The 14682-nt window shown below is 47.0% G+C and carries 12 protein-coding genes; 3 read left to right on the forward strand and 9 right to left on the reverse strand.

What is annotated here, in order from left to right; all coding sequences use genetic code 11:
* Nucleotides 1–2 precede the first annotated feature (2 nt).
* The 5 genes from DWW90_RS03990 to DWW90_RS04010 all read right to left on the reverse strand — a co-directional run bounded on the left by DWW90_RS03990 (nt 3) and on the right by DWW90_RS04010 (nt 5454).
* Entirely contained in the window at nt 3–359 is a 357-nt protein-coding gene (locus tag DWW90_RS03990; RefSeq protein ID WP_122333521.1) for an Hpt domain-containing protein, read from the reverse strand.
* Nucleotides 360–566: 207 nt separating this feature from the next.
* Nucleotides 567–1076: an energy transducer TonB gene (locus tag DWW90_RS03995; RefSeq protein WP_122344083.1), complete on the reverse strand. Its 510-nt coding sequence runs from the start codon at nt 1074–1076 to the stop codon at nt 567–569.
* 35 nt (nt 1077–1111) lie between these two features.
* Nucleotides 1112–2662 carry an MBOAT family protein gene (locus DWW90_RS04000; protein ID WP_122344178.1) on the reverse strand — a complete coding sequence of 517 codons (1551 nt, stop codon included), beginning with the start codon at nt 2660–2662 and terminating at the stop codon, nt 1112–1114.
* On the reverse strand, nt 2652–4034 hold the full coding sequence (locus DWW90_RS04005; RefSeq protein ID WP_233547643.1) for a GDSL-type esterase/lipase family protein: 1383 nt from the start codon (nt 4032–4034) through the stop codon (nt 2652–2654). Before DWW90_RS04005 ends, DWW90_RS04000 begins: the two co-directional genes overlap by 11 nt.
* Nucleotides 4006–5454 (reverse strand): hypothetical protein, encoded by a 1449-nt coding sequence (locus DWW90_RS04010; RefSeq protein WP_122344085.1) that lies wholly within the window; start codon nt 5452–5454, stop codon nt 4006–4008. The genes DWW90_RS04005 and DWW90_RS04010 overlap by 29 nt, the downstream gene beginning before the upstream one ends.
* A gap of 130 nt (nt 5455–5584) precedes the next feature.
* Between DWW90_RS04010 and DWW90_RS04015 the strand changes: the two genes are divergently transcribed.
* Complete coding sequence (locus DWW90_RS04015; protein ID WP_122344086.1) at nt 5585–6145, forward strand: NUDIX hydrolase; 561 nt, start codon at nt 5585–5587, stop codon at nt 6143–6145.
* 921 nt (nt 6146–7066) lie between these two features.
* A complete protein-coding gene (locus DWW90_RS04020; RefSeq protein ID WP_122332671.1) occupies nt 7067–7993 on the forward strand; it encodes a magnesium transporter CorA family protein in 927 nt (308 codons plus the stop codon).
* A 7-nt stretch (nt 7994–8000) separates the two neighbouring features.
* Here the strand turns inward: DWW90_RS04020 and DWW90_RS04025 are convergent, their stop codons facing one another.
* The 4 genes from DWW90_RS04025 to DWW90_RS04040 all read right to left on the reverse strand — a co-directional run bounded on the left by DWW90_RS04025 (nt 8001) and on the right by DWW90_RS04040 (nt 12615).
* Nucleotides 8001–9212, reverse strand: a complete 1212-nt coding sequence (locus DWW90_RS04025) for a hypothetical protein (protein WP_122344087.1) — start codon at nt 9210–9212, stop codon at nt 8001–8003.
* A 341-nt stretch (nt 9213–9553) separates the two neighbouring features.
* Entirely contained in the window at nt 9554–10609 is a 1056-nt protein-coding gene (locus DWW90_RS04030) for a winged helix DNA-binding domain-containing protein (RefSeq protein ID WP_122344088.1), read from the reverse strand.
* A gap of 11 nt (nt 10610–10620) precedes the next feature.
* The gene (locus tag DWW90_RS04035) at nt 10621–11913 is read right to left on the reverse strand and encodes a serine dehydratase subunit alpha family protein (protein ID WP_122344089.1); all 1293 of its coding nucleotides are present in this window, start codon (nt 11911–11913) and stop codon (nt 10621–10623) included.
* Nucleotides 11914–11952: 39 nt separating this feature from the next.
* Nucleotides 11953–12615: a glycine zipper family protein gene (locus DWW90_RS04040; RefSeq protein WP_122344090.1), complete on the reverse strand. Its 663-nt coding sequence runs from the start codon at nt 12613–12615 to the stop codon at nt 11953–11955.
* 135 nt (nt 12616–12750) lie between these two features.
* Between DWW90_RS04040 and DWW90_RS04045 the strand changes: the two genes are divergently transcribed.
* Entirely contained in the window at nt 12751–14664 is a 1914-nt protein-coding gene (locus DWW90_RS04045) for an AAA domain-containing protein (protein ID WP_122344091.1), read from the forward strand.
* The last annotated feature ends 18 nt before the right edge of the window (nt 14665–14682 follow it).

Raw genomic sequence — 14682 nt, forward strand, 5'->3', positions numbered from 1 at the left:
GCCTAATGATTTTCTTTTATGACAGCATACAGTTTTTCATAGCGCAGTTTTAATTCCTCTTGTTCTTCCTTTATCATTGTCATATCCCCTCTTCTTAGCTGTTCAGTCATAGGCACCAGGACTTCCAGCAAAGACTCGAATTCCAGGTTTCCTGCAATGCCTTTCATGGTATGGGCCTGCATAAAAGCCTCGGTAGCATTACCCGTTTTTATGCAATCTTCCAGTTGCTTATAACATGTGTCCTGAATGAATTTCAGAAGAAACTTATCATACAATGCCTCACTTCCCATAAAGCGGTCTAATGCTTTATCCACATTAGTCCCAGCATCAAGCAGCTGTTGTTTATACACACTTTCCATATAAAATAAATGAATGTATTGGGATATTCGCTCGTAATATCTTAAAATCCTGATAATATGTATCAATTCACAAAGTAAGGATTATCAGAGGAGATATCCAAATTTATTTTCAATTTATAAACAACGACAATGTTATTATTCTCGTTTTTGATGCATTTTCGACAGTATTTTTTCGAAATTAGAAAAGTCAGGCTGCATTCCCGGCAATCATTTTTGTTGTTTTCTTAAAATGAAAAGAAAAGCGGCAACGAGCAAAGCGACGATTATATATTTGACGAGTTCCCTGTTACCGGCATTTGTCCCTACTTCGGGCATTTGTGTCTTATCCAGTCGAAAAGAAACCGGAACAAACTTCTGTCCGGCAATATTCCGGCCATTGCGTTTAGCCGGAATCCATTGGCCTGCGGTATTCTCCACAAACCGTACGGCTTCATCTTCAAAGCGGGAGTCAGGGCTATTGGACACCTTCACTTCCGTTACCTTTCCATCCGCCTCTATCGTGCAGGAAACCAAAACAACACCTTCCAATCCCTCTTCATATGCCTTCACCGGATATTTCAAATGTTCTTTCTGATACCGGGCAAAAGCGGCACTGCCACCTTTAAATTCAGGCGAAGTGATACCCGAACCATCCGGAGGCCCGACCGGACGGTACACATCTGTATCTCCCAATAAAAAGAGACCTATCAATATAAGCAACAATAAATTTTTCCCCATAAAAGTAGTGTTGTTTTTACTTATTCTCAGTTATCTTAGAACTGGAAATAGATAAAAGGCTGCACTCCAGCACTTTTAAACTGTACAACGACAAAGATGGCCACTGCCAGCATCACCGCTTGCACAAGTAAAGGAGAACGAGTCACAACTGCCTGCAACCCGTTTTCTGCCGATTTAGGCATGAAATGCATGACATAACCGATCACCATCAGGATAAATACCCCTTTATAGCCCATGACAAACTGCATGAACACTTCCGGATGGAAGTTTGTAAAAATCTGTGTCAACACCTCGCCTACCGTCTGCATCGAATCGGCACGGAACAAGATCCAGCCGAAACAAACCAGATGAAAAGTAATCAATATTCCTAAAACTCTTCTCCAGGGCTTCATATCCGAGCCTAACGGTTTGAAACTGCTGAAATGGCCCATCACAAACTTATGAATAGCCAAAGCGACTCCATGTAAAGCTCCCCAAAGGATAAAACTGATGGAAGCCCCATGCCATAAACCGCCCAACAGCATTGTAATCAACAGGTTTATATACGTTCGTATTTTACCTTTTCTATTTCCGCCGAGCGAAATATACAAATAATCTTTCAACCACGAAGAAAGAGAGATGTGCCAACGTCGCCAAAATTCCGTAATTGTTGCAGACTGATAAGGCGAATCGAAGTTTACATTGAAACGGAAACCCAGCAGCAGGGCTATACCGATCGCCATATCCGAATAGCCCGAAAAGTCACAATATATCTGCAAAGCATAGCCATATACCCCCATCAGGTTCTCCACTCCCGTATAGAGTAAAGGAGCATCGAAAATACGGTCTACAAAGTTAAGGCTGATATAATCGGATATAACCGTTTTCTTGAAAAGACCGCACAAGATCAGGAACAGGCCTTCGCCGAACTGTGCCCGTGTGACGGCAGGCACTTTATAAATCTGCGGAAGGAAGTCGCGTGCCCGGACAATAGGGCCAGCCACCAGCTGCGGAAAGAAAGAGACATAAAAGACATAGTCGATCCAACGGTGAAGCGGCTCTATCCTCCCCCGGTACACATCGATCACATAGCTGATCGTCTGGAAGGTAAAGAATGAAATACCGACCGGCAAGAAGATATCCAACGGCTGGTAAGTGATACTTTGTAAAGAGGTATTACCCAACTGATAGCCTAACTCGTGGCCAATCGTCGCAACGATTTCCCGCAAGAAATTAAAATACTTGAAATATCCCAATAATCCGAGATCGATGCACAAACTCAGGATTACCCAAGCCTTGCGTCCCCATTTGGGTACAGTCCGGACAATACGTTGCGCAATAAAAAAGTCGGACGTCGCAACAAACAACAGCAGGAAAAAGAAGAACCCGCTGCTTTTATAATAGAAATAGATAGAAAACAGTGTGACATAAATAATACGTGCCAACAAATGTCTCCTTAATGACATATAAATAATCAGGAAACCGATAAAAAGGAAAAAGAACAGTCCGCTACTGAATAATATCGGTGCGTTATGATGGTAAAGAAAAAGCTCCCCAAGCTTCTCAATCGAAAATCCTCCTATATTATTTAAAATATCACCTGTCATCATCTTTCTTATTTTTCGTTTGCATCAAGGCCCGGTACAACAGTGTTCCCTGTTCCCGGTAGCCCTCTTTCGTAAAGTGGATACGGTCGCGCCCCATTAACCGTTCTTTATGCCATTTGGTACAAGAGCTTTTACCTCCCGTAGCCGTAAATAAATCCCAACAGGCAAGCCCCTCTTCATGAGCGACTTTTACGAGCGTCTTTGCCGCAAGCTGGGTATTTGCATTACGGACATAAGTACGTTTCTTGTCTACATAGGTCCGTTTGTAACATTCCGGCGGTGTAGTAAGCAGGATGGCCGTATCCGGCATATATTTCTTAACGAGCGAAATAAACGCCCGTACCTGTCCGCTAAATTCTTCGCTGTTGAAACGGCGGCCGAACGTCTCGTTCGTGCCCAGCGAAACAATCAGCAAAGAAGGTTTCAACAAGGCTAACTGCCGCACATAGGATTCGTCCGTATAATTGACAAACATAGCCCCGTTTACCCCAATCGAGTGGTATAAAACACCCGGATTCCCGTTTGTCAGGCTAAAACCATAATAAACATTCCTAAACGAAGAAGCCGGAAGCAACTGGTCCGTTCCCTGTTTCCTCCGGGTACTGTGGAGTTGCAGCGTATCGACAGGATAAGCGATACGGAATGTATCAGCCATAACACCTGCCACAGCCGGAGCCATAGCCAAAGAAGTCTGTACGGAATCTTTCAATGGCCCGGTAGGCAGCATCGGCATGGATTTCTCCCCCCGATAAAAAATAGCCTGGCTAAAAGCATAACCGGCCCCGTTGTTCGGGGCAATCCGCACATCCAGATTAATCGAAGGAGAGACGGATTGAATGCCGATTCCTCCGATCCCGACCGGACATTTTTTGTTTGCTTGGATACAGCGTCCGGCCACCCATTCCCGGATGGCGGAAGAGATAAAATAATCGTCCGGCTCGTTCGTCCGGCTCAACTTGAAGGGAGCGATCCATCCGCGTCCGGCATTTCCGAACTGCGCCTGTAAAAGACGCATCATCTGTCCGGAATAATACCCGGCCTGTATATGGGAATCTCCCAGATGGACAACCGTCAGAACGGTATCTTTCCCTGCCCGCAATGAATCCAACCCGGCAAAGAAGGGCTGCAAAGAGGAAGGCGACAAAATAGAATCCACCTCTTTCCCGATCGAATAGGAAAGTGAAGGGAGAGGGATTGTATCCGGACAGAGCACAGAAAGGCTGTCTTTTTCCTGATACGGCCAAGGCTTCTGCGATCCCGCGTTAAGCGCGGGAACAGGGACCGGTAATTTTCCTTTGGCTCCGACAGCACTTATTGCCATCAGCGCCAGACAAACCATCAGACTAACGAGCCACTTTGTCTGCTTCATCATAAAACTCTTTTTCTAATAATATTGCTTTTAACAAGGCAGAAGCGATCTCTTTTCCTCCCCTGAAACTTAAATGCGTATAATCCTTGCTGGCCCAATTGTTCTCCACAAAACGAACCATGCTGTTCTCGCCTCCCATCGCTCCGAACACATTCCAGAATGTGACACCCGAACGGCGGGCAGCCTGGCGTTGTGCATGGAGCAACGCCAACACGGCAGGCATCGTCTCAAACGTTCCGTCCACTTGCCGGCTTCTGTCCGACACACCCAGCATCAGCACATCGGCGTCCGGAAAACAAGTCCGTACATGGCGCACGGCCTCTTCCATCCGCTTCGCATACCAGCCATACTGGAGAATGCTGTCACTGACAATGTTCAACCCATATTGCAGGATTACCAGATCATACGGGCGCAGGGCATTCAGCTCCCGGCAACGGGCACTGTCCAGACGTGTCAGGATCATACCCGAATTTCCGCGCAAGGAATAATTGTCGACAATCACTCCCGAATTATCTTCCAACGCGACTCCGAGTGCACGGAAACCGGCTGTATCGGCAAAAGCAAAGGAGGCTTCCGTAAAAGTCCCCGTACGTTCATATTGGGTAATAACGGAAGTCGGCTTCAGCATCTCGCGGATCGTATCCTGTGTCCCGTTGCAGATCAGTGTCATCCGGGTGCGGGTATTTTTCTCATACAAGAACTTGAGGGAAGATACGGTCTTTAGCTCCGGATAGCGGTCTGTTGTTTTAACAGAGACAGAGGGATGATCGCTTTCCGGCTCGAACGTCATCCCGGAAAGTGTGTACCGGTGGTGATGATCGGTCAGCATCGACCAGGTGTTCCATCCTTCAGCCTCCTGCTCGATAGTCGGACGGAATTGTGCGGCAACAGATGTAATAGGAACAAAACCGACTCCCCGTCCGCCAAACTCCTTCTGCATCCCGGAACGGAAATCAGCGACCACAATATCTCCTTCGATAAACGAGTCTCCCAAAAACGCCACACGAACCGGGCGCTCCTGCTTCCGACTGTCCCTCAAAGCAGCAAAGAAGCGTTTGAGGCCGATATGCCCTACTGAATAATCTTCAATATGCGTTCCCAACGAATCGGCTCCCCGGTCTGCATACATGACTTTATAAAGTGAATCGCGTAAAGCCAATGCCACAGAATCGATACCTGTCGTTTTCAGAATAGAATCGCGCACAGCAGCCGAATCTATCCGGACCGTATCCGGTTGTTCAAGCTGCATACGCAAAGAATCCATCGAAAGGGATTCCTGCTTTATCCTGATATCGGAAAGCAAATCAACCTTTTTTATTTTCATCCCGAACAACCGGTCCGGTAAGTAATATAGTCCTAAACAGATTCCTAATGCAATAAGTAACAGGAGCAAAAGCCTGCCGAAATTATCATCTTTATTCATCTAATCATCTCTTTCGAAGGGACAAAGATAATGATAAATATGAAGCTTGCCCCGGTAGGTCTGCCGTAAATCACAATTTATCGCAAACTAAGCCGTTTATAATATGCAAGTAACAATAAAACAATATAGAATGGAAACACCGGAAAACAAAAGCTGGAAAGTACTGAAAAGCGAATATCTGTCCCGTAAACCCTGGTTTACCGTACGCCGTGAAGAAGTGGAATTGCCGAATGGGAACAAAATACCCGAATATTATGTGTTTGAATATCCGGAATGGATCAATGTAATCGCAATTACCAAAGACCGGAAATTTGTCTTTGTAAGCCAGTACCGTCATGGACTGGGGATTGCAGCCTATGAACTTTGTGCCGGTGTCTGTGAGAAAGAAGACGCATCCCCGCTTGTTTCCGCCCAGCGGGAACTGTTGGAAGAGACCGGCTACGGAAATGGGAACTGGAGCGAACTGATGGTAGTCGGCGTTAATCCCAGTACACATACCAATCTGACATATTGCTATCTTGCCACCGATGTAGAGCCTGTCACGGCCCAACATCTCGAAGCAACGGAAGATCTGAGCGTCCATCTTTTGACACTCGATGAAGTAAAAGAACTCCTAATAAACGACCGGATCAAACAAGCGCTTCATGCCGCCCCGCTCTGGAAGTATATGGCGTTAAATCATCTTATCTGATTATTGTAGTACCTCACGAAGTACAATAGGTTCAGTTTTTGCCAGATATGAAACACACAGACCTCGTAGGGGCGGTTCGCGAACCGCCCTCCGTGTCAACAAATATGTCCTTTGTCGCTACCCGGGCAGTTCGCGAACTGCCCCTACGAAGCCTGCTCTTTTGATTCAAATATTCTTAAATACGAATTTCTATTTCTTAAATATGCTCCCTTTCAACTTTCAACTCCCGGGGGGGCTTATTGTATAAAACGCATTTTTCAAGCTCAAAAGACATCCGAAACAAAACAAATGTTAATCCGTTTTTTTGACCTCAAAAAAGGACTTTTTCCTCTTTTTTGAGTGTTTTCAACAATTACGACCGTCCTCTTTGCCATTATGACCGTGCTAATAGGTAGTGCACTCGGCACCTCGCGAAGATTAGGACGGTCGTAATGGCGATTTGCACGGTCGTAATTGAAAAGAGGACTGTCTTTAGGGCAAAAAAGTCCCTGAATTTCCTTGGGATATTCGGAACGCCGTCCGTTTTATTTTTAAATATTCGATTCTCCGGGAGTTAAGCTTTATCACTTTGTCGCTGTTTCCGGTTTTCGACAAACAAATTGCATACTTTTTGGAATGGGTTCGGCAGCTCATTTTCTCTGTTGTCATCCGTAAAAGCTAAAACCATGAAAAGAGTCAATCCAAAATCGATCAAGATTTCGGACGAAATAGAAAAACGGCTGAAATAGGGGGTTATTGTAATCTTTTTATTAGCAATAGGGTTCAGTATTGCCGATTTTTTCTATCTTTGCAGCCGTAAAAAGTAATTATAAATTATGGACGACAGTATTCCGCGAGAAACAAAAACAGTAAGTAACAAGTAACGTCGGAGAGGTTGTAGCATTGCCTCTGCGCGTTGTAAAACAACGAAAGGAGGCAATAATGAGATCATTTCTTTATTGTGAAGCCGGTTTTGTGGAAAAAGACCAATGGCTTCCAAACAGCTGGATTAATGTAGAATGTCCCACACCGGAAGATATCCATTACCTGACAAACGAATTCAATGTTCCCGAATCTTTTTTAAGTGATGTGGCCGATACGGACGAACGCCCGCGTATCGAATACGAAGGCAACTGGTTACTGACAATTATCCGTATCCCGGTACAAAGCCAGGAGCACGGCATCCCTTTTACGACTATTCCTTTGGGAATCATGACTAACAACGAAGTGATCGTTTCTGTCTGCTATTACAAGACGGAACTGATCCCCGATTTCATTCGCTATACACGTCGTAAGGAAGTGGTGGTACGCCATAAATATGATTTGATCCTGCGACTTATCCACTCGTCTGCCGTCTGGTTCCTGAAGTATCTGAAACAGATCAATAATGAGGTGGCACATGCTGAGAAAGCCCTGGAAAAGAGCATCCGGAATGAAGACTTGCTCCGGCTGATGAAACTGGAAAAAAGTATGGTTTATTTCAACACTTCCATTCGTGGCAATGAAGTGATGCTTACCAAACTGCAAAGTATTTTCCAGGAACCGATCTATATGGATAACGAGCTATTGGAGGATGTGGAAACCGAGTTGAAACAGGCGCACCTGACAGTCAATATCTACAGCGATATCCTGACCGGTACGATGGATGCTTTCGCCTCCATCATTTCCAACAATGTGAACACCATCATGAAGCGCATGACCTCGATCTCTATCATTCTGATGGTCCCCACTCTTATCGCCAGCTTCTACGGGATGAACGTCCCGGTTTATGGTGAAGGTATGCCCCACGCCTTTGCCCTGATCGTCCTGGTATCGATCGCATTGTCTGCGTTGTCGTTCCTTATTTTCAGAAAGATCAAATGGTTCTAAGAACAAGCTACTTTTGATTACCAATATGGCTCGAACCGTATTGGTAATCAATTTCGATGTTCATGCCGCTATATCTTTTGTATTTTATTTGTCTGGTAACCCAAATACCTTGAAACATTAAAATATACTGAAGCGATACATCGTCCACGCGGGTAAAAAATTTAATGGTCATTTTCGTATCTCCACTGACCTTTGCGATACCCAATGGGACATCTGTTTCGCTAATCCCCGCTAAAGAGCCGTTGACAGAGGCTAAAACTTTGTATAAGGATTTAGTTGTATATTCGCAATCACTGTCTATCAGCCCCGGATAAGTAGAATAATAGGAATCCATATCAGACGTAATCTCCCAGCCCATTTTTTGTTTTGACATGATCTCGACCTCTTTGGCAAACAAACTACCCAAGTTATCGATGACCACCTCTCCCGCGCTTTCGAAAGATGTTAGAATAGTGTCCACCTCCAATTTAGGTCCTATCGAATGTATCGCATAAGAGGACTGTATAGTCGCCTCATGAATATTACGCAGCCAGTTAAAAGTTCCAATCGTTCCCGCCATCTCTTTCCATTGCCCGTCCACTTCTACGCAATGCACAAGCTGTCCGACGTGCAAGAGAGGGTTCGCCTGGTTTATTATTTCTACCGGGAGCGTTTTCTCCGGCCCGGACACTTCCAGATCAAAGGTAACCAAACCGGCATGCTCGATATCTACCATAGGACCGTTGATAAACTCTGTAGCAGAGACATCTATCGGTTGATCGGATATACCGGCGGGGAATATAATGGAAGTCCGTTTATCCGCTCCCGGATAAACAATAACCGTATCCCTGGATGGATCAATCGTAACAACAGGATTCTTTTTTGCCATCTGCAAGGGAAGTGCCACACTGCTTCTGGTTTGCATTTCTTCCGGTATCGAGACAGTTGTAGTAATCGGGATATACCCTTCTTTCATATACGAAACGGTACATTTTCCCTTTTGGTTTACAGGTAATTGATACCATCCATTGTATGAGGTTTCAACTTGGGTGTCGGGAGAACTCACCACTACACCTTCAACAGGGCTATTTTCCTCTTTTATTTGCCCGATAATATAATAGACTTCTTCCTCTAACGGGTTATTCACGATCTCCGGCCTATAGCCTCTGCTACAAGATATAAATCCCATGCCTGCCACAAGCACAGATATGATAGCCATTATTATTTTCTTGAATTTCATATTAGATTTATTTATTCTGTAAATGTAGTAAAAAAACGGTAGCAACCCCTTGTTTTTCAATAAAAAAATCCGCTTTACCTTCACAGGCGAAGCGGATTTAATCGATAAGCTTTTTCTAATCAAATATCTAATCAGAAAACAATATCTCGGGAAGGATAATATCTAATTCTGATAATAATAAAACAAAGAGTGTGCCGGAAACGGTCAATGAGATGCCATACATGCACTAATAAACTGAAATACAATACAATAAAGCGCGATTAAAGAAAACGGGGGAAATAAGAAAAGTGTGGAGTCGATTGTAGAATGTGTGTAAAAATTCCACACTCTATGGGGAATGCTTATTCTTTAGCGTAGAAATAACAATAGCGGTCAACCGCCTTTTTCAGCAACTCTTCCGGAATATCGGAAACATCATTGAAGAAAGAGACTTCAGGCGCCAGAGCTTTTTTCTTTACAGCTTTTTTCCAATTGCCGATGATGCGGCCATTATGGAGGATAACCGGATAGAAAATGCCGAAAGTATTGAACGCCTTGGGATGATGCTCCCGGAGCAGGACGGTTGTCCGGTCTTTGTAGCTGATCAGATATTCGTCGTAGGATGGCAGCAAGTGGAGCACTTGCCGGCAACGGGCTTTCAGGTCACAGGAAGTATGCAGGTAGAAAATTTCCGAATCATACTGTTCCGTAAGCAAATCGCATTCGATCAGGCCGACCGCATGGCGGGCATCGGTCGTTGTCAGGCCGGACCACCAGATAAAATCGGCTAACGTAGCAGGGGAATGGCTTTGGAAATAGAGGGTAGCCAGACGGGCAAGCGCCTCTTCCCGGTGCAGCTCCTTTACCGGCGGCACCCGTTCATCCAAGAGGGCATAGGTAGGCTTTTTCCCTTTGTCGACACCGCTGCAAACAAGTCCATCCACTTCTGCACGGATCAAGAAAAGATGCATAGGGTAATTGCCGGCCTCGAGTCCGGATCGTGCAAACTCCTCTCCCAGCTCTTGCTTGGTTAAGCTCTTATTGCCAGCCAACAGCTTTTCCAAAAGATTATAGCTCTGGATATAAAGGCTTTCGGGGATTTCAATTTTATTGCTTCTGGCATACGACTCAAAAGCCGTCTTTATCCGCCCACCGGACAATTGCAGCATCCAACGGATATCCCCGGCGGCAACAAAATGCCAGGTCGGACGCAAGATATGGGTGCGCAGGATTTCGCCTTTTGCAAGTGCATTGTCTACAGCTTGCAATGTGGCAGACTTCAAACGGCAACCGACCGCCCATTTCGCCATTGTGTACTCCTGAGCCTGGATAGCGCCCATCCAGGCAACCACCTCTTCAGGAGTTTTGAACTTTGGTTTTGCCAATTGCTGGCTTAACAGGCGGATATCGGTCAGCATATTTCTTTCTATTAGCAGGATTTGCCGGTCATAATGTCCAACACCAACTTATCGGTCGCTTCCATCCCTTTGGAGCCGATAGAGGTCAGATTGATGATCGATTTGTCTACATCTTCGTCGATAATGCCTTCAACGGGAGTGACGACTTTGTTTTCCATCGCCATCAACGCAGACAGCATGGCTGTTGAAACACCGCTGGAAACTTTCATGGCGCAACTGGGCTTTGCGCCGTCGCAGATCATGCCGGTTATGTTACCGATCATATTCTTGATGGCATAAGAAATCTGCACCTTATTACCTCCCATCAGATAGGTAATCCCGCAACTGGCTCCTGTAGCCGCCACCACGCATCCGCAAAGGGCGGACAGGCGTCCTAAGCTTTGCTTGATATAAATGACCATCAAGTGGCTTAACATCAGGGCGCGGATCAACTGCTCTTCCGTACATTCGATGTCTTCGGCAAAAGAGAGAACAGGAAGCGTCGCTGCAATTCCCTGGTTACCGCTGCCGGAATTGCTCATTACAGGGATCATCGCCCCGTCCATGCGGGCATCGCAGGCTGCAGCAGTCATCGCCAGCATATGCGTATAGGCGGAATCGCCCATATATTTCCGTCCGTAGACACCGGAAACAGTCTTGCTCACCGTATGACCGAAATTACCTTTGAGCGAAGCTTCGGCAGCTTTCCGATTCAGGTCGGCGGTTTCCAGGATGAAACGGATTTCATCGAGCGGCATCTCCATCGCAAACTCATAGACGGTCGAGAAAGAGAGTTTCAGTTCGTCTTCTTCGGCGGAAGCATCGCAGGTGACACCTTCCTTCCGCAGGTCGGTCAGAACCGAGCCGTTCTTCTCCACATAGACGATATTCGTATGTTCATGGCAGATAATCACCCGGGAGGTTTCGTCTCCGGCTGAACAGAGCACTTCGATATACAGTTTATCTACATTCTCCTTTAAAGCGATATGAATACATTTATCTTCAATCATCTGCTTACCTCCAGTAAGCGCTTCCGGCGTCAGGTCGCGCAAGACTTCAAGGCCATAAGCCGACTTACCGATCAACGTACCTAAGGCAATCGCGATCGGCAACCCGACCATTCCGGTTCCGGGGATTCCGACACCCATTGCGTTCTTCAGGATATTGGCACTCAGGAATACTTCCGTCTTTTCCGGACGGCAACCTAAAACTTCGGCAGCTTTAGCAGCAGCCAGTGCGACAGCAACAGGTTCCGTACAGCCGATAGCCGGGATTACTTCCTGATGTATAAGCTTGATGATTTGTGTTTGAGTTGTTTTGTTCATGGACTTAGAGTTTTTTCCTTAATTATCCGGCAAAGATAGTTATTTATCATTATTGCCTGCGGTTTCGACGGTGAAAGTTTCTTCATCCGTCCCGTTGCCGCGTCCTTCCAGAAGGCGAACACTGAAGACGACTTCGCCGGTACGCAACTTCGGTGATGCCTGTACGGTAACGTTGTATGTGATACGGTCTTCACGCGTGATTTTCGCTATCCGCACCGGATCGGACAGTTTGATGTTTTTCCCCTTCTTTACTTTCACTACCGGTTCGACATCCAAAGCATCCTGAAAGCTGTTGTTGACAATCACTAAGGAGATATGACAGGTTTCCCCGGCATCGATCTTTTGGTTACGGGCGGTGCTGTCTTCCACCAGGAAAATATCTTCTATCTGCAAATCGGGAAGAAGGACATGTGACGAAGGCGTATAGTTTCCGGGCTCTCTTTTCTCTACCTTCACTTCGCCTGCATTGGCAGCAATCGAAGCGCCGGCAATTCCTCCGACAGCTGTCCCGACAAAAGAGCCGATATCAGCCCCTACTTCGTCGTCAATAGCATATCCGACAGCCCCGCCAAAAAGCCAGCCGACAAACGACCCGATCTGCGCACCAAAGCCGACCCGGTCTTCCCGACTCATGTTCTTCATCGATCCGCAACCCGTCAGAATCAACAAAGACAACGATATAGACAGTACTTTATTTTTCATATTTCACTCTTTTAATCCTTCTTATTCCATGAACAAAGATAGTCATCTGTTCGACTTTATGACACCGGAAAGGGCGAAAACCCCTATCCGATTGCATTTTTTTATGTAAGTTTGCGACCGATTAAAACGAGAATAATGACAATTCAATATAAGACTCCATCCGCAGACTTGCAGCATCAGTCGGATCTTCTGCAAAAAGAATTCGACTACGAAAAGGAGATGTACAGGGAACAGACCGAGCGGACCGGAATACACCGGCGCATCCAGCAGGGACTTTGCTGGTATCCCGTCTTGCCGGGAAGGAGTTACTATAATTCACTTAACCAACTCGTCATCGAGATCGAACGGCGGGAAGACAAAGAGATAGAACACAACTTCGAATACGGGCGCCCGGTTTGTTTTTTCACAACGGGCGCAAACGGGCAACCTCAAATCCTGAACTTCTCAGCAGTTATCAGTTACGTGCAGGACGACCGCATGGTTGTAGTATTGCCCTCGCCTTCCGCCCTGTTCGATATTCAGGGAAAAAGCGAGATCGGCGTACAGCTCTATTTCGATGAGACCAGCTATAAGACGATGTTCAGCGCCTTATCTGCCGTCATAGGTGCCAAAGGAAACCGCCTGGCTTACCTGCGCGATGTGTTATTAGGAAAGACACCGGCAGGCAGGCGCACGCTTTTCCCGATCCGTTTCCCCTGGCTGAACGGGTCGCAGGAAGAGGCTGTCAACCATGTGCTGGCGGCCAAAGACGTTTCGATCGTACACGGCCCTCCCGGAACCGGAAAGACAACGACTTTGGTAGAGGCGATCTACGAGACTTTACACCGGGAAAACCAGGTGATGGTCTGTGCACAGAGTAATACGGCCGTAGACTGGATCGCGGAGAAGTTAGTGGACCGCGGCATAAACGTCCTGCGTATCGGCAATCCGACGCGGGTAAACGACAAGATGCTTTCCTTCACCTACGAACGGCGTTTCGAATCGCATCCCGACTATGCCGAACTGTGGGGCATCCGCAAAGCGATCCGCGAGATACAATCCAACCTGAGGAAGAAAAGCCACAGCGAGAAAGAGACAGCACGCAACCGTCTTTCCCGTCTCCGCTTCCGGGCAACGGAGTTAGAGGTGAAGATCGATGCGGAACTGTTTGCCGAAGCGCGCGTCGTTGCTTGCACACTGGTCGGCTCAGCCAACCGGGTGCTGATGAACCGTAACTTCACTTCCTTGTTTATCGACGAAGCGGCCCAGGCGCTCGAAGCAGCCTGCTGGATCGCCATCGGAAAGGCGGACCGCGTTATCCTGGCCGGCGACCATCACCAGCTCCCGCCTACTATTAAATGTATAGAGGCGGCACGGGGCGGACTGGACTGTACGCTGATGCAAAAAGTGACGGACAGCAAACCGGAAGTTGTCTCGCTGCTGAAAACACAATACCGGATGCACGACGACATCATGCGCTTCCCCTCCCACTGGTTCTATAACGACGAATTACGGTCTGCGCCGGAGGTGAAACATCGCGGCATCCTGGAATACGACACGCCTGTCGTCTGGCTCGACACGGCGGACTGCCATTTCACGGAAGACCAGCTTGCCGACAGCATGAGCCGTATCAATAAAGACGAAGCGAACCTGCTGGTCTCAACCTTGCAGACTTATATAGGGAAGATCGGAAAAGAGCGCGTCCTGGACGAGAGCATCGACTTCGGACTGATCTCGCCCTATAAATCCCAGGTGCATTATATCCGGGGACTGATCAAACGCAATGCCTTCTTCAAACCTTTCCGCCGTCTGATCACCGTCCACACGGTAGACGGTTTCCAGGGGCAGGAACGCGACGTGATCATGATCAGCCTCGTCCGTGCCAACGACAAAGGACAGATCGGCTTCCTCGGCGACCTGCGCCGCATGAACGTAGCCATCACCCGCGCCCGGATGAAACTGATAATCTTAGGCGATGCACCGACGATGACACGGCATGCTTTCTATAAGGCGCTTTTCCAATATATCCGGCAGAACGGGCAAGTGATAACGCTTACACCTGAAGAATAGTTCGCCCGGCAGGAAGGA

The organism is Parabacteroides sp. AF17-28, assembly GCF_003479205.1.
GTDB classification, from domain to species: Bacteria; Bacteroidota; Bacteroidia; order Bacteroidales; family Tannerellaceae; genus Parabacteroides; species Parabacteroides acidifaciens.